Source organism: Phenylobacterium sp. (genome assembly GCF_044358365.1).
GTDB lineage: Bacteria > Pseudomonadota > Alphaproteobacteria > Caulobacterales > Caulobacteraceae > Phenylobacterium.
In genome coordinates this window covers 13,163-28,104 of the sequence record NZ_JBIKNZ010000011.1, presented here as the reverse complement: position 1 = coordinate 28,104, position 14,942 = coordinate 13,163, and the positions used below count along the sequence as shown (strand labels likewise).

General features: G+C 65.4%; 14 protein-coding genes and 1 pseudogene. 8 read left to right on the top strand and 7 right to left on the bottom strand.

Going from position 1 to position 14,942, the window contains the following annotated elements; translation table 11 throughout:
- Positions 1–12 precede the first annotated feature (12 nt).
- Positions 13–624 carry a DUF2306 domain-containing protein gene (locus tag ACIQ3B_RS05065; RefSeq protein WP_397400251.1) on the top strand — a complete coding sequence of 204 codons (612 nt, stop codon included), beginning with the start codon at positions 13–15 and terminating at the stop codon, positions 622–624.
- Positions 625–686: 62 nt separating this feature from the next.
- Here ACIQ3B_RS05065 and ACIQ3B_RS05060 read toward each other — a convergent pair whose 3' ends face one another.
- Complete coding sequence (locus tag ACIQ3B_RS05060) at positions 687–1,076, bottom strand: VOC family protein (RefSeq protein WP_397400249.1); 390 nt, start codon at positions 1,074–1,076, stop codon at positions 687–689.
- 47 nt (positions 1,077–1,123) lie between these two features.
- Positions 1,124–2,728: an EAL domain-containing protein gene (locus tag ACIQ3B_RS05055; protein ID WP_397400247.1), complete on the bottom strand. Its 1,605-nt coding sequence runs from the start codon at positions 2,726–2,728 to the stop codon at positions 1,124–1,126.
- 147 nt (positions 2,729–2,875) lie between these two features.
- On the opposite strand from ACIQ3B_RS05055, the gene ACIQ3B_RS05050 reads away from it, so the two are divergent.
- Positions 2,876–3,967: a phosphatidylinositol-specific phospholipase C1-like protein gene (locus tag ACIQ3B_RS05050; protein WP_397400245.1), complete on the top strand. Its 1,092-nt coding sequence runs from the start codon at positions 2,876–2,878 to the stop codon at positions 3,965–3,967.
- 29 nt (positions 3,968–3,996) lie between these two features.
- Here the strand turns inward: ACIQ3B_RS05050 and ACIQ3B_RS05045 are convergent, their stop codons facing one another.
- Positions 3,997–4,218, bottom strand: coding sequence for a cold-shock protein (locus tag ACIQ3B_RS05045; RefSeq protein ID WP_397400327.1), 222 nt, complete (start codon positions 4,216–4,218; stop codon positions 3,997–3,999).
- A 201-nt stretch (positions 4,219–4,419) separates the two neighbouring features.
- Positions 4,420–4,617, bottom strand: a pseudogene (locus tag ACIQ3B_RS05040) (cold-shock protein); the annotation flags it as partial.
- Between the two features lie 183 nt (positions 4,618–4,800).
- On the opposite strand from ACIQ3B_RS05040, the gene ACIQ3B_RS05035 reads away from it, so the two are divergent.
- Complete coding sequence (locus ACIQ3B_RS05035; RefSeq protein ID WP_397400243.1) at positions 4,801–5,385, top strand: TIGR00730 family Rossman fold protein; 585 nt, start codon at positions 4,801–4,803, stop codon at positions 5,383–5,385.
- A gap of 109 nt (positions 5,386–5,494) precedes the next feature.
- Here ACIQ3B_RS05035 and ACIQ3B_RS05030 read toward each other — a convergent pair whose 3' ends face one another.
- The 3 genes from ACIQ3B_RS05030 to ACIQ3B_RS05020 all read right to left on the bottom strand — a co-directional run bounded on the left by ACIQ3B_RS05030 (position 5,495) and on the right by ACIQ3B_RS05020 (position 7,959).
- Complete coding sequence (locus ACIQ3B_RS05030; protein WP_397400241.1) at positions 5,495–6,529, bottom strand: amidohydrolase family protein; 1,035 nt, start codon at positions 6,527–6,529, stop codon at positions 5,495–5,497.
- A gap of 103 nt (positions 6,530–6,632) precedes the next feature.
- Positions 6,633–7,595, bottom strand: coding sequence for a M56 family metallopeptidase (locus tag ACIQ3B_RS05025; protein ID WP_397400239.1), 963 nt, complete (start codon positions 7,593–7,595; stop codon positions 6,633–6,635).
- The gene (locus tag ACIQ3B_RS05020; RefSeq protein WP_397400237.1) at positions 7,585–7,959 is read right to left on the bottom strand and encodes a BlaI/MecI/CopY family transcriptional regulator; all 375 of its coding nucleotides are present in this window, start codon (positions 7,957–7,959) and stop codon (positions 7,585–7,587) included. Before ACIQ3B_RS05020 ends, ACIQ3B_RS05025 begins: the two co-directional genes overlap by 11 nt.
- A 132-nt stretch (positions 7,960–8,091) precedes the next feature.
- Here ACIQ3B_RS05020 and ACIQ3B_RS05015 point away from each other — a divergent pair, with 132 nt between their 5' ends.
- The 5 genes from ACIQ3B_RS05015 to alaS all read left to right on the top strand — a co-directional run bounded on the left by ACIQ3B_RS05015 (position 8,092) and on the right by alaS (position 14,937).
- Positions 8,092–8,364 (top strand): hypothetical protein, encoded by a 273-nt coding sequence (locus ACIQ3B_RS05015; RefSeq protein ID WP_397400235.1) that lies wholly within the window; start codon positions 8,092–8,094, stop codon positions 8,362–8,364.
- Between the two features lie 113 nt (positions 8,365–8,477).
- Complete coding sequence (locus tag ACIQ3B_RS05010) at positions 8,478–9,473, top strand: aromatic ring-hydroxylating dioxygenase subunit alpha (RefSeq protein WP_397400233.1); 996 nt, start codon at positions 8,478–8,480, stop codon at positions 9,471–9,473.
- 81 nt (positions 9,474–9,554) lie between these two features.
- Positions 9,555–10,790, top strand: a complete 1,236-nt coding sequence (locus tag ACIQ3B_RS05005) for an acyl-CoA dehydrogenase family protein (RefSeq protein ID WP_397400231.1) — start codon at positions 9,555–9,557, stop codon at positions 10,788–10,790.
- A gap of 218 nt (positions 10,791–11,008) precedes the next feature.
- Complete coding sequence (gene recA / locus ACIQ3B_RS05000; RefSeq protein WP_397400229.1) at positions 11,009–12,091, top strand: recombinase RecA; 1,083 nt, start codon at positions 11,009–11,011, stop codon at positions 12,089–12,091.
- A gap of 206 nt (positions 12,092–12,297) precedes the next feature.
- Complete coding sequence (gene alaS, locus ACIQ3B_RS04995) at positions 12,298–14,937, top strand: alanine--tRNA ligase (RefSeq protein WP_397400227.1); 2,640 nt, start codon at positions 12,298–12,300, stop codon at positions 14,935–14,937.
- The last annotated feature ends 5 nt before the right edge of the window (positions 14,938–14,942 follow it).

The following is a 14,942-nucleotide window of genomic DNA, read 5'->3' as shown; positions in this document are numbered from 1 at the left end:
GGAGAGTTCCGGATGAACAGCAGGGTTTCCATGAGCCTCTGGGGGCTTGCCGCATTCATGAGCGCGGGCGTTGGCGCATACGCTTGGGTCTTCGTGCCATCGGGCGGGTCACCCGCGCCGGGGGTGCTGGCCAATCTGTTTGCTCGGCCCTGGCTGGCGGTGCACGCCGCTTTGGCCGGTGCGGCGCTGATCCTCGGGCCGTTTCAGTTCCTGAGAGTCGTTCGTGATCGGCGCGTGATCCACCGGACGATCGGAAAGATTTATGTTGTCAGCTGCCTGATCAGCGGTTCGGCCGGTTTCATCCTTGCGTTTGGTAACACCTCCGGCCCCATCGCCGGGTTCGGCTTTGGCATCCTGGCCGTGATCTGGGTCTACGCGACCTCGCAGGCCTGGCGGATGGCCCAGGCGCGGCGGTTCGACGCACATCGGCGCTGGATGATCCGCTCGTTCGCGCTCACCTTCGGCGCGGTCACGCTGAGGATCTATATGCCGCTGTCGCAAATGATGGGCATCGACGACGCCACCGCCTATCAGGTCATCGCCTGGCTGGCCTGGGTTCCGAACCTGATCCTCGTCGAGATGTTCCTGCTACGGCAAAACCTGAAATCGCAGCTGGCGGAATAGCGACTGTCGCTCGCCTGCATACCCGCCCGGCCGCAATCTGCGCGGTCCAGATCGATGAGCGCTTATGCCCGCGCTGCCGGCTGGATGAGGTCCCAGCGGGTGCCATAGAGGTCCTCGAACACCGCCACGACGCCATAGGGTTCGTGGCGGGGCTCCTCCAGGAAGCGGACCCCGGCGGCTGACATCCTGGCATGGTCGCCTGCGAAGTCGTTGGTGTGCAGGAACAGGAAGACCCGATCCCCAGCCTGATCACCGATTCTGGAGGTCTGGCCATCGACCGCCTTGGCCAGCAGCAACGCGCCCTCGGACCCGGGCGGGCGGACCACGACCCAACGCTTGCCACCGCCGATGTCCGTATCCTCCGCCAGGTCGAAACCGACCTTGCCGACATAGAAGTCGATGGCTTCGTCGTAGTCAGCGACGAGGAGGGCGGTGAGGGCGAGGCGTTGCATGTGTCGCCTCTATCCTGATTCAGCTCCGACCGATCCGCAGTTGAGGGCTATCGATCCAGTACCGAACGTACTTGCAGCGCGCCGTATCGCACCCTCGATCGCGCGGCTATGACCTCAGCGTCGATGGGCGTATCGCTGGCGCGACCGTAGAGCCAGCCTTGGGCATAGTCGACGCCCGCAGCGCGCACGGCGTCCTGCGCTTCCGGCGTCTCCACCATCTCGGCGAGCGTGCGGACGTTGAGCTCGGCGCACATGTTGACCAGATGCTTCACGAACGTCGCCTCTCGGCCGCCGACCTGCAGGTCGCGGATATAGCGCCCGTCGATCTTCAGTACGTCGAGGGTCAATTGCTGGAGATAGGCCAGCGAGGCTGCGCCGGCGCCAAAGTCATCGAGGCAGAACTCGCATCCAGCACGTCGAAAAGCCTGTATGTGGCGGTCCGCCAAGGCCAGGTCCTCGACCGCGGCGCTCTCGGTGAGTTCGAACATCAGGCGTCCACGGACGTCCGGGCTGCCTTTGAGCAGGCCAAGCGCGCGGGTGACGAATCCGTCGCTCATGATGCTGCGCCCCGAGACGTTCACCGCCAGGACGATCGTGGGATCCCGTTTCATGACGGCAAGTGTCTCCTCGAGGATCGCTACGTCGAGCGACTCGATGAGGTCCATTTCCTCGGCCATCCGGATGGTCGGGAAGGGGCTCGCGTCCTCGCCGAAGCGGACAAGCACCTCATGGTGGTGCAGAAATCCATCAGTCAGGCCCACGACCGGCTGATAGGCCAGGGTGAAGCGGCGGTGACGGATCGCAGAGCCCAGCGCGCCGGCCTTGCGAATTGTCGAGCGTGTGGCCTGGTCCAGGGCGCCCGCTAGATCGGTGGGAAGAGGCAGGGTCAGGCCATCCTGCATGACCAGTTCGACTACATAGCGCAGCGCCTTGATCATCTGCTTTGGTCGCGTCACGCCGGTCATCGGCACGGTCGCTGACGCTGGAGCGACGTCTCCATAGCCTTCGTCGGACAGGATGCGGCCAACCCGCTCGACCAGCGCTTCCGTGGGTTCGCGGCTGTCCTTCAACAAGGCGTAGCGATCGGGGCCGATTTCGGCAGGGGCTTCACCCTGATAGGCTTGCGCACGCAGAATTCCGGCCAGCACCGCTTGCAGCTTCTCCGGATCGGCTGCGGCCTCCTCAGAGAGGGAAAGGCCGGCCAGTTCGATGAACGTCAGGTCCAGGTCGTGCGAGGCCTGCGACAGCAGCAGCGAGGCCCGGGCTTCGAACGACTCGCGGCTCTGTAGTCCGGCGGGGCCCCGGGCGTTGGCGCGCGACATCACGCACGAGATGGCGCGCTTGTTCCCCGGCATCCGCATGGCCATTACGGTCGCAAAGCGCTCCGGCGCAGCCTCCGGGGTCGCGATCTTGATGACCACCGGTCCGGCTCGCGCTCCGTCCAGCAGGCCACCTAACAGCGATCGGAGCATGGAATGGTCAGAGGGGTCGACCAGGTCGAACCAGCGCCGATTGACCATGGCCGCGTCAGTCAGGCCGATCAGAGCCTCGCCGGCCCCCATGGCGAAGGCGATCCGACCGTCAGGCGCCACCTCGACCAGCAGATCCGCAGCGGCGAAGGCAAACCCTAGAATTCTGTGCGACGTGGTCAATAGCGCCTCTCTTGGTCACCCGTATAGGACGTCTAATCACGCGTATAGGTCGTCCTTGTTAAGGCGACGTTTTCATGGCTGCTCTTCGTGAATTTCCCTTGGGTGCGGCTTCGCACTATTGTTGGGTCGACCTGCAAGGAAGCCAGCATGATCGCTGCACTCATCGCCGCCGCTGCCGTTTCCGCCGCCTGCGACCTGGAGGCGCCGTCGGGCAAGCCGGGCTGTACTCGGGCGGTGGTGGACGCCCTGCCGATGAATGCGCTTCAGACGATCGGCACTCACAACAGCTACAAGATGGCGATTGCGCCCAACGAGATGGCGATGATCCGTGCGGTGAACCCCAGGGAGGCCGACGCCATCGACTACAGCCATCCGCCGTTGGCCGAGCAGTTGGAGGCCGGGGCGCGGCAGCTTGAGATCGACATGGTTTATGATCCCGTGCCCGGCGCGTTCGCCTCGCCTCTGGGATTCCGAAACGCCGGGGCCAAGGCGCAACCCTACGATTTCGCCCCGTTGAAGCAGGCGGGCCTCAAGGTATTGCACGAGCAGTCGGTCGACTACCGGTCCGTGTGCCCGCTGTTTGTGGACTGTCTGAAGGATATCCGGGCCTGGTCAAAGGCCAATCCCGATCACGTACCCATCCTCGTGATCATGAACCTCAAGGAAGGCGGGCTGGCCCTGCCGGGCGCGGTCAAAGCGTCGATGTTCGACGCGGCGGCCATGGACATGATCGACGCCGAGATTCGCAGCATGTTTCCCGAGGCGGCCTTGATCACCCCCGACCAGGTACAGGGGCGTTTTCCCACCCTGCGCGAGGCGGTGGCAGCCGGAGGCTGGCCGAGCCTGAAGTCAGCGCGCGGGCGGGTGATGTTCGCGCTGGATTGTCCGCCGGAGCAGGCGGCGCGTTATCGGGGTGACCGAAAGGTGTTGGAGGGGCGAGCAGCCTTTGTGAACACAGACATTGCCTCGCCGGCTGCGGGCTACATCACGCTGAATGAACCGAGGGAACTGGCTGGCAAGATCGCGGCGGCCATAAAGGTGGGTGTGATCGTTCGGACGCGAGCCGACGCGGACACCCGCGAGGCGCGCACCAATGACACGACGCGCCAAACGGCGGCCTTTGCCTCCGGTGCGCAGTATGTCTCTACGGACTACATGGCCCCCGACAAACGTTTCAGCGCCTATGTCACGGCGCTGCCCGGCGGTGGCAAGGCCAGGCTCTCGCCAGCCCGGAAGTAGAGGCCCGCCTGAGCGAGCCTCCAGTATCTTTAGCCGCTAACCTTCAGGTTGGTCGCGGAAGTCTTGCCGCTGCGACGATCCTGTTCGAGGTCGAAGTTGACGGTCTGGCCTTCGTTGAGGCCGGACAGACCGGCCTGCTCGACTGCCGAAATGTGGACGAAGATGTCCTGGCCGCCGTCCTCGGGCTTGATGAAGCCGAAGCCCTTGGTGGGGTTGAACCACTTCACGACGCCGGCGCCGGAGCCCGCGATGGCGCCGCGCGAACGCTCGCCACCGCCGAAACCGCCGCCGCCGCCACCGAAGCCGCCGCGATCACGACCGCCGCCGCCGCCGCCGCTGCCGCCGTAGCCGCCACGGTCACCGCCGCCGCCGTAGCCGCCGCGATCCCCGCCGCCGAAGCCGCCACCGCCGCCCGCGCGCCGGGGCGCAGGCGCGCCATGGGCAGTCACGACAATCTGGGTCGCCGCCAGCTTGCCCGAACGTCGATCCTGCTCGAGTTCGTAGTCGACCTTGTCGCCTTCATTCAGGCTGTCGAGGCCCGCCTGATTCAGCGCTGAAATGTGAATGAAAACATCGGATCCGCCATCGTCGGGCTGGACGAAACCAAACCCCTTGGCCGAATTGAACCACTTGACCGTACCGCTCGCCATATCGTCGCAACCCACCGAGATAGAAGTCTCCGCCGGGCACAAGCCGGCGCCCGGCCAGTCGTCGTGATAGGCCGTGATCGCTTTGTAGCCTCGGATTATCCACATGGCCAGCGCCCGTGACATGACCACGCAATCAGCCTATGAGAGCGACCCTTTCGACACAGTGGCTCTACAGGGACGCACGTGAACAGCATCTGCGTGTACTGCGGTTCTTCGCCAGGAACCGATCCGGCGTATCTGGCCGAGGCCGTGGCGTGCGGAACCTTGATCGCCCGGGCTGGTATGACCCTGGTCTATGGCGGCGGCAAGGTCGGGTTGATGGGCGCTGTAGCCGACGCGGCGCTGGCGGCGGGCGGCCGCGTGGTAGGCGTGATGCCCGAGCATCTTGTCAGCCAGGAGATCGCCCATCGCGGACTGACCGAGCTTCGCGTCGTGGCCTCGATGCACGAACGCAAACAGGCGATGGAAGAGTTCAGCGACGGTTTCCTGTGCCTGCCTGGCGGACCCGGCACCTTCGAGGAGATTTTCGAGCAGTGGACATGGGCGCTTCTGGGCGTCCACGCCAAGCCGTGCGGTTTCGTGAATGTCGGCGGCTACTACGACCTCATGCGGGCTACGATCCAGCAGATGGCCGACAAGGGCTTCATTGCCCAGACCTATGTCGACATGCTGATCTATGCCGACAGCGCCACCCAGGTGATCCAGCAGTTCCGTAGTTATGTGGCGCCGGCTCCGAAATGGACGATGACGACGCCGCCGAAATTCTAGAGCACGACAGCTTGAAGTGGATGCCGGTTCAAGCGCCCGTCGTGCTCTAAACATTTGATAACGAGCCTGTTTATCCGGTTCAGATGATTCCATCTGAACCGGACAGGCTCTAGGTTAGGTCCAGGCTGTAGACCTTTGTCGCCGTGCCTGAGAACAGCGCGGTCTTCTCCGTCGCCGAGGCGCCGTTGGCGATGTGCTTGAAGGCGTTCCAGAGGGTGGCGTAGCTGCAACTGCCCATGTCGACCGGAAAGTTGCTCTCGAACATGCAGCGATCCGGCCCGAAGGCCTCGATGCAGGTCTCGATGTAGGGGCCCCATTCGCTGGCCAGCTGTTCGGACGGCGCGCGCGGCTCGGCCAGGAACGAGGGGAAGTTGCAGAAGGCCATCGCCAGCCCGCCCAGCTTGACCACCACCTTTGGTGACTTGGCCAGTTCACGAATATTGTCGCGCCAGAGGTCGAACCGTTCCGGCAGCTTTCCGGTGTAGACGCCCCGGCCCAGCGGCGTGCCCACATGGTCGAGCACCAGGGTCGTGTCCGGGAAGGCGCGGGCGAGGTCTATGACATCGGGTAGCTGGGGCTCAAGCAGCCAGGCGTCGAAGGAGAGGCCCATCTCGCCCAGATGCCGGAATCCCTTGCGGAAAGTGGCGTCGCGGTAGAGGCCGGCCTCCACCCGGTTGAGCGGCCCCAGCACGTCCTTGTCAGCATCGAAGGAGGCTGAGTTGCGGATGCCCTTGAAGCGGCCGCCACCGGCGCGGATATGGGCCTCCAGCACAGGTTTCACCGCATCGCCCAGCAACAGGTCGGCCTTGCTGACGATGCCGGCGCAGGCCCGGAAGGGTCCATACATGCCGCTGGCGCTCATGGCCGCCACGCCGTTGACGAATTCGGTTTCGCCCACCGGCTTCAGATCAGGCGAGCCGCCGCCCCTGTAGTAGGCGCCGCACTCGACGAACACAGTCGCGACGATGTTGTGACCGCTTTCGGTGTCGGCCCGCAGTTCGTCCAGCAGATAGCGCCGCGCCGGCTTGATCGCGGTCATAAACGGATGGGCGTCGACTTCGGGCGTCGCGTAGGTGCGATTGTCCCAGAGGTGGTGATGCGGATCGACGATGAGCAGATCCGGATCGAGGATGGTTTCCTGCATGACGTCGCGCCCTACTCATTGTTGGAGCCCACGCTAAGGCCGGGTGAGCCGGGGTCAACCGTGACGTCGCGGCTTATGGCGCAGCAAGTCACGCAGCCAGGCACTACCCGGAAGGGGTACTGTCCGCGCTATCGCGGAAACTCTGGGAGTCACTCAGCCCGGACGAGCCCGGCCGCGCCGGCCAGGTTATGAGCATCACCGACATATGCTTGCCCTGCTGGGCGGCCCAGAGCTGGTAGATGGGCAGGGGTTGGCGCGGGAGCGGGGGCTGCACGCTCCAGGCGCTGACCGCAGCGGCAAAGAGAGTGGCGGCGATCAGCAGTGGACCGGTCAGCCCGTCGTGGCGGCGGGTGTCCCTCAGCAGTTCGATACGCACTTCCAGCGGATGGGCGCCGCGCGCTGGCCAGTAGCAGCCGAGAGGCAGGGACTGGGTCGCGAGTTGGGACTTCAGCAGGGTCCGGGCGTATAGGCCACGATCCGCAGGGCGTTTGCGCAGGACAGCGGCGTCGCAGGCCAGTTCCTGGTCAAGCCGCATGACCCGCCCACCGATCCAGGCCAACGGGTTGAACCAGCACAGGGCCTGCAAAGCTGCAGCCAGCGCCGTGGCGCGGGGGTCCTGGCGGGCCACATGCTCGCGTTCGTGGGCCCGGATCAGGGCGCGCTCGGCGTCCGTGAACGTACCATCCTCGCGCGGCAGGATAATGCGTGGCGAGATCACACCCACCACCGAGGCGCTGGTGCGTCCGGCGCGGGCCTCGGCCATAAATCGGAGCTGTGCGCGGATCAGGGTTGCAGACGCCACAGCGACGCCCAGAGCCCAGATTGACATCCCTTCGGCAGAGACATCGGCGACCGCCTCGGCGAGCGGATGGCTGGAGGCGCCCAGGATCGTCCGCGGCGGCAGCAAGGTCGCCAGCGTCGCGAGCGGCGGGGCGGCCCAAAGGGTGTAGGCCAGCTCCGCGCCAAACAGTCGACGAAACGAGACCCGCAGCAAAAGGACGGCCAGAACAACGACGCCGAGGATCAGATTGGCCCGCAGGAAGGCGGAGAGGATTTCACTCATCATCGGATTCGAACTCCGCGATCAGGGCCTTGAGCCGCGCGACTTCCTCGGGCGACAGCGCGCGATGCTGGGCATAGTGCGCCACGAGCGGCGCGATCTGGCCACCGAACAGGCGGTCGAGCAGTCCCTGGCTCTCGCCGGTCACATAGGCCTCGCGGGTGACCAGTGCGCGATAGAGGGCGCGGCCGCCAGTGCGCTCCGAGGCAAGGGCCTCCTTCTTGAGCAGGCGGTTGATCAGGGTCTTGACCGTGGCCTGACCCCACTGCTGTGCCCGGCCTACGGACTGTACGATCTCCTCGGCCGTCAGCGGGCCCTGCGACCACACAGCCTCCATGATCTGACTTTCCGCACCGGAGATCTTCGTCATCTTACACCTGTACCTGCCCGGAGGTTACGCCCGTAGTTTGGACTGTCAAGCGTGGGGCGCAGCGGCGTTGGACGGCGTGCCAGGACTCAGGCAGTTGGACTGGCTAAGGTCGCCCTCGCGGTCGCCGGGATAGTGGGATATCTGTTCCCAGGGCTTACCGGTATCGGTCCCCGGCTTGCGATCACCCGGGCCAGCATGTGGGGTGACATTGCGGTCAGCTGGCTGGGGCCTCGCTGGGTGACTCGGCTGGCGGGCGCCAACTTGGGGATTGGCCTCGTCCCGGTGATCCTGACGGCGACGGCCTGGTGGTTCGTGTTCCAACCGGACATCTTCCTAGCGTCCTGTAACCCGCAGGGACTTACCCCGGCAGCGGCTATCGGTTCGTCGGCGCTGAAGGCATTCTAGGCGTTTCTAGGGCCTGAGTGCGGCGCGGCCGGGTTCCCCTGGGCACAGCTGCCTTGCTGTATCTTTGGCTCCGCCGCCGCTAGGTTCAAGCGGCTTTTTCTGCGGAGCAGCCCATGCTGTCGGTTGACCTCTATCGCGGCGAAGACGCTTTGCGGCGCGACCGGGAACACGTGCTGCGCCGTACCTGGCAGTTCATGGGCCATGACAGCCAGATCCCGGCGGCCGGCGACTATCTTGCCGATGTGATCGGCGGCGCCCCAGTGGTTGTCGTGCGCAAGGCCGATGGCGCCCTCGCCGCCTTTCACAACGTTTGCCGGCATAGGGCCGGAGCGCTGGTGGCGGATGGGGCGGGCAACTGCGGAGAGGCCTTCACCTGCCGCTACCACGGATGGCGCTATGCGCTCGACGGGCGGCTTCGCAACGCCGTGGATTTCGGAGCCCTTGAGGGGTTTGATCCCCGGGACCATGGCCTGTTTCCGATTTGCGTCGAGGTGTGGCGCGGGCTGGTGTTCGTCAATCTGGACCTCGGGGCCGAACCGCTCGCGGCGCTGATCGCCCCGCTGGCGGCGCGCTGGCCGGACGGGCAGGCAGGGTTTCCGTTGACCGAGCGACGCAGCCACCGCATCGCCTGCAACTGGAAGGCCTATGTGGAGAACTATCTGGAGGGATACCACCTGCCGATGGTGCACCCGGAGTTCGACGCCGATGTGGTTGTGTCTGAATACCGGACTGAAGTGGTGGATCAGGTGATCTTCGCCAGCGCGCCGCCACGGGACGCCAGCATCTATGGCGGGCTCTGGGGCTGGCTGTGGCCGAACCTGGGGGTCAATGTCTATCGCCACGGCTATATGATCGAGCGGATGACGGCGGTGGGACCCACCGATACGCGGCTGGACTATTTCTACTTCTTCGACCCGGCCAGGACCGCCGAGCTCGAGGCGATGCTGAAGGTCTCCGACCTTGTCACAGCCCAGGATCTGCAGGTCTGCGAAGAGGTGCAGCGCAATCTGGAGGCCGGGATCTATCGCGGCGGTGTGCTGTCGCCAAAGCACGAGCACGGCGTAGCCTGGTTCCAGGGGCGGATCGTGGAGGCGTTGCAGGTCCGCTGAGGCTTTCCCTCTTGCCTCGCCGCGCCAGCCGCCGCACGTTGTCGCAAGAATTCAAACAGACGTTTCAGGGAGTGCTCCGCCATGTCCATCGACTTTGAAATCCCCCCGGAAGCCAAGGCCGTTCGCGAGCGCGTGCGTCAGTGGGTGAAGGACGAGTGCATCCCCGCCGAGAAGCGGCTGGTGGACAAGGAAAGCTACAAGGTCGTCCTGGCCGAACTGCGCGCCAAGGCCCGGGCCCAGGGCCTGTGGCTGCCCTTCGTGCCCAAGGAACATGGCGGCATGGGTCTGGGCCCGCTGGCCAATGCCCTGGTGCAGATGGAGCTGGGGATGAGCCACCTTGGCGCCCTCAGCATGAACAGCCAGGGGCCGGACGACGCCACGATCCTGACGTTGCTGGCGCACGGCACCGAGTTCCAGAAGGAGAAGTACCTCAAGCCGCTGCTGAATGGCGACCTGCGGGTCTGCTACTCCATGACCGAAAAGGCCTCGGGTGCCGACGCCACCGGCATGCGCACCACGGCGGTCAAGGACGGCAACGAGAACTATATCCTGAACGGCGAGAAGTGGTTCTCATCGGCCGCCAGCGCCGCGGACCTGGCGCTGGTGATGGCCCGAACCGACCCGGACGCCCCGCGCCATCAGCAGTTCTCGACCTTCATCGTCGAGCTGCCGACCCCCGGCTACCGGATCAAGCGCGATATCCCGACCATGGCCGCTGAAGGCCCGCTCAGCCACATCATGGGCGGTGGCCACGCCGAGATCGAGATCAAGGACCTGGTTGTGCCGGCCGAAAACCTGCTGGGCGGGGAGGGCCGGGGCTTCGATATGGGCCAGCATCGTCTGGCCTACGGTCGCCTGCGTCATGGCATGCACAATGTGGCCATGGCCCAGCGCGCGCTGGATATGGCCGCCGCCCACATCAGCCAGCGCGAGACCTTCGGCAAGAAGCTGGATGAGCGTCAGGCCGTGCAGTTCATGATGGCCGAGTGCGCCAGCCAGCTCTACATCGCCCGCCTCATGTTGCTGCACATCGCCTACAAGGCCGAGAAGGGCCTCGACATGCGGCAGGAAAACTCCATCGCCAAGGTCTACCTCGCCCACATGGTCCACCACGTGGTCGACACCGCCATCCAACTGCACGGCGCCCTGGGCTACAGCCGCGATACCCCGCTCGCCGCCTGGTACACTCACATCCGCTCCCAGCGACTGGTCGACGGGCCGGACGAGGTGCATCGCTGGACCGTGGGCCGGAACGTGATGAAGGCGTTCAAGGCGACGGGTACGACGGCGGGCGCTGCAGGCGGAGACTTGCTGTAGACGCCGCTGATCGCATTGCCCCGAACCCTGAGGGCCCCGCCTGGGGCCCCGATCCTTTGGGCGTCGCCTGACGGTTGTTCCTGCCACAGGTGGCGCCTTTAGCTCTCTGCGATTGTGTTCTGAGAACGTCTTGCGAACACAGAACAAAGATAGTACGAAGAGAGTCGGCGAGCGGGTGGTCGTTCGTTGGCGGAATCGTGGGATAGGGAAAGCTGGCTATGGCGCAATCAGCATTGAAGCTCGTGGGAAAAGAAGACGGAGACAAGCAGCGGGCCCTTGAGGCGGCGCTGGCGCAGATCGACCGGGCCTTCGGCAAGGGCTCGGTCATGAAGCTTGGCGAGAAGGGCAAGATCGTCGAGATCGAGTCAGTCTCTACGGGCTCGCTGGGTCTTGACCTGGCTTTGGGCATCGGCGGGCTGCCGAAGGGCCGGATCGTCGAGATTTACGGGCCGGAGAGCTCGGGCAAGACGACGCTGGCGCTGCATGTGGTGGCCGAGGTCCAGAAGGCCGGCGGCACCGCCGCCTTTGTCGACGCCGAGCACGCGCTGGATCCTTCCTATGCGCACAAGCTGGGCGTGAACCTGGATAACCTTCTGGTTTCCCAGCCGGACACCGGCGAACAGGCCCTCGAGATCACTGACACTCTGGTGCGTTCAGGCGCGGTGGACATCATCGTGATCGACTCGGTGGCGGCGTTGACCCCGCGCGCAGAAATCGAAGGCGAGATGGGCGACAGCCTGCCGGGCCTGCAGGCACGTTTGATGAGCCAGGCGCTGCGCAAGCTGACCGCCTCGATCTCCAAGACCCATACCCTGGTCATTTTCATCAACCAGATCCGTATGAAGATCGGCGTGATGTACGGCAGCCCCGAGACGACCACGGGCGGCAATGCGCTGAAATTCTACGCCTCGGTCCGACTGGATATTCGCCGCACGGGCTCGGTGAAGCGCTCGGACGAGATCGTCGGCAACAATGTCCGCGTCAAGGTGGTGAAGAACAAGGTGGCTCCGCCGTTCCGCGAGGTCGAATTCGACATCATGTACGGTGAGGGGATCTCCAAGCTGGGCGAGATCATCGATCTGGGGGTCAAGGCCGGGGTGATCGAGAAATCGGGCTCGTGGTTCTCGTTCAATTCCCAGCGGATCGGTCAGGGCCGCGACAATGTCCGCGACTTCCTGAAGGCTAACCCGGACATGGCCAAGGAGATCGAGCGCTCGGTACGCGGCGCCAAGGATGTGATTGAGGAAGAGTTGCTGGTAGGCCCCGGCGAGGACGCCGACGCAGAGGACGGCTCTCTCTAGGCGTTGACGCTGTCGTGCGATCCATCCGGATCGCGCCGCCAACCGGTTCGGATGCGAGCGCCACCTCGCACGGCGGTTTGACGTTTTGAGGAGACCCGGGACGCCTGGAGCCTTGCTCCCGGCGTCCTTTTCCTTATGCAGCGCTTTCGCGTAGATGATCGCTGCCCCTGCGCTGGGGTGCGGCGCACGGTTCCAAGAGTGAGACGATGGCGAGCCTGAACGAGATCCGTAGCCAGTTTGTGAACTACTTCCGAAGCGAGGATCACCTGGTGATCCCGTCGGCTCCGCTTGTACCGCAGAACGACCCGAGCCTGCTCTTCGTCAATGCCGGCATGGTGCCGTTCAAGAACTACTTCACCGGCGCCGAGACCCCGCCAGCACCCCGGGCCGTTTCCGTCCAGAAGTGCGTCCGGGCCGGGGGGAAGCACAACGACCTCGACAACGTCGGCTACACCGGCCGCCACCAGACTTTCTTTGAAATGCTGGGAAACTTCTCCTTCGGCGACTATTTCAAGGAAGGCGCGATCGAGCACGCCTGGACCTTCGTCAGCCGTGACCTGGGACTGGCCAAGGACCGGCTGACCGTGTCCATCGCCCCCGACGACAACGTGGCGGCTGAGCTCTGGAAGAAGATCGCCGGCATCCCCGAGGATCGGATCGTCCGCTTGGCCGAGAATTTCTGGTCGATGGGTGACACTGGCCCTTGTGGCACCAATACCGAGATCTTCTACGATCATGGCGACCACGTCGCGGGCGGGCCTCCCGGTAGTCCCGACGAGGACGGTGATCGTTTCGTCGAGATCTGGAATCTGGTCTTCATGCAATGGGAGCAGTTCGCCGACGGCACGCGAAAGGATCTCCCCAAGCCACAAATCGATACGGGCATGGGCCTGGAGCGGGTCACCACCGTCCTGCAGGGCATTCACTCGAACTACGACACGGACATGTTCCGCACGCTCATCGCGGCCAGCGAGGCGGAGACCAGCGTCGCGGCGCGCGGTGAGGCCAAGTTCTCGCATCAGGTGATCGTCGACCATTTGAGGTCCACCAGCTTCCTGATTGCCGACGGTGTCATGCCGTCCAATGAGGGTCGCGGCTATGTGCTGCGGCGGATCATGCGACGTGCCATGCGTCACGCCCACATCCTGGGCGCCACTGAGCCGCTGATGTTTCGACTTGTCCCGACGCTGGTCGGCGAGATGGGTGAGGCCTATCCGGAGCTCAGACGCGCCGAGGCGGCCATTGTGGACACCCTGCGCCAGGAGGAGGAGCGGTTCCGGCGCACGCTGGGCCGCGGCACGGCCCTGCTGGACGAGGCGACCGCCAACCTCAATGAGGGTGATGTGCTGTCGGGCGAGACGGCGTTCAAACTCTATGACACCTATGGCTTCCCCCTGGACCTGACCCAGGACGCCGTACGCGCCAAGGGCCTGACCGTGAACCTGACCGAGTTCGATGCGGCGATGGCGCGTCAGCGGGAAATGGCGCGGGAGGCCTGGACCGGATCCGGTCAGGCGGCCGCTGCCGGTGAGTGGTTCGCCATCCGCGAGCGGCTGGGCCCCACAGACTTCACGGGCTACGAGGCAGTGGAGATCACCGCTGAGGTGCTGGTGGTGATGGAGGACGGCCGCGAGATCGACGGCGCGCTGCAGGGCTCCAGGGTGCAGGCGCTGTTTGATCGCACGCCTTTCTATGCGGAGAGCGGCGGTCAGGCAGGCGATCAGGGTGAGGTCGAGTGGGACGGCGGGCGGGCGCGTGTCAGCGACGTCCAGAAGCTGGCCGGCGACCTGCACGTGCATGATCTGGAGGTCGTTGAAGGCGTGCTGAAGCCTGGACAGCGCGTTCGCCTGATGGTCGACCCTGAGCGGCGCACGGCCACCCGGGCCAACCATTCGGCGGCGCATCTGCTGCATGCGGCGCTGCGCAATGTGCTGGGCCCCCACGTCACCCAGAAGGGCCAGATGGTCGACGGCGAGCGGATGCGCTTTGACTTCAGCCATGGCCAACCGGTGACGCCGGCCGAGATTGACCGGATCGAAGCGGAGGTGAACGCGGTGGTCCGCCAGAACCGGGCGACCGAGACCCGGTTGATGGCGCCGCAGGACGCGATGGCCGCCGGCGCCATGGCGCTGTTCGGCGAGAAGTATGGCGAGACCGTGCGGGTGCTGACCCTGGGCGACGCCCTGACCGGCGAGGGCGCCTATTCGGTGGAGCTGTGTGGCGGAACGCATGTGGCGCGCACGGGCGACATCGCCCTGATCAAGATCGTCCAGGAGCAGGGCATCGCCGCCGGGGTCCGGCGGATCGAGGCGTTGACCGGCGAGGCGGCCCGGCGCTGGCTGCTGGACCAGGCTGCGGTGGCGCGCGGGCTGGCCGACCAGTTCAAGATCCCTGTGTCCGAGGTGGGGGCGCGGGTCGAGGCGCTGGAGGCGCAGCGGCGCAGGCTTGAGAAGGAACTGGGCGACGCCCGGCGCCAGCTCGCCATGGGCGGCGGCGGTGGCGCGACCGCAGGGCCGGAGGATATCGGCGGCGTGGCGGTGATCGCCCGGGTTCTGGACGGTGTCGGCGGCAAGGATCTGCGTCCCATCGCCGAGGAATATCGCAAGCAGGTTCCGGACGGCGTCGTGGCCGTGGTCGGTGTGGCCGACGGCAAGGCGGCGATCTCGGTCGCCGTGTCGGGTGCGGCCCAGTCGCGCTTCAATGCCGCAGATCTGGCCAGGGCCGGGGTCATCGCCATGGGCGGGCAGGGCGCCGGCGGGCGGCCCGACTTCGCCCAGGGCGGCGCGCCGGACGGGTCCCGCGCCGAGCAAGGCCTTGCGGCCGTAAAGGCGGCTCTGACCGACTGAATCCC

Excerpts from the sequence above, each read along its gene's own strand:
- ACIQ3B_RS05010 (WP_397400233.1), top strand. The coding sequence starts at position 8,478 with ATGCTGTCGGTTGACCTCTATCGCGGCGAAGACGCTTTGCGGCGCGAC.
- ACIQ3B_RS05025 (WP_397400239.1), bottom strand. The coding sequence starts at position 7,595 with ATGATGAGTGAAATCCTCTCCGCCTTCCTGCGGGCCAATCTGATCCTC.
- alaS (WP_397400227.1), top strand. The coding sequence starts at position 12,298 with ATGGCGAGCCTGAACGAGATCCGTAGCCAGTTTGTGAACTACTTCCGA.
- ACIQ3B_RS05050 (WP_397400245.1), top strand. The coding sequence starts at position 2,876 with ATGATCGCTGCACTCATCGCCGCCGCTGCCGTTTCCGCCGCCTGCGAC.
- ACIQ3B_RS05005 (WP_397400231.1), top strand. The coding sequence starts at position 9,555 with ATGTCCATCGACTTTGAAATCCCCCCGGAAGCCAAGGCCGTTCGCGAG.
- ACIQ3B_RS05065 (WP_397400251.1), top strand. The coding sequence starts at position 13 with ATGAACAGCAGGGTTTCCATGAGCCTCTGGGGGCTTGCCGCATTCATG.
- ACIQ3B_RS05060 (WP_397400249.1), bottom strand. The coding sequence starts at position 1,076 with ATGCAACGCCTCGCCCTCACCGCCCTCCTCGTCGCTGACTACGACGAA.
- ACIQ3B_RS05030 (WP_397400241.1), bottom strand. The coding sequence starts at position 6,529 with ATGCAGGAAACCATCCTCGATCCGGATCTGCTCATCGTCGATCCGCAT.
- ACIQ3B_RS05020 (WP_397400237.1), bottom strand. The coding sequence starts at position 7,959 with ATGACGAAGATCTCCGGTGCGGAAAGTCAGATCATGGAGGCTGTGTGG.
- recA (WP_397400229.1), top strand. The coding sequence starts at position 11,009 with ATGGCGCAATCAGCATTGAAGCTCGTGGGAAAAGAAGACGGAGACAAG.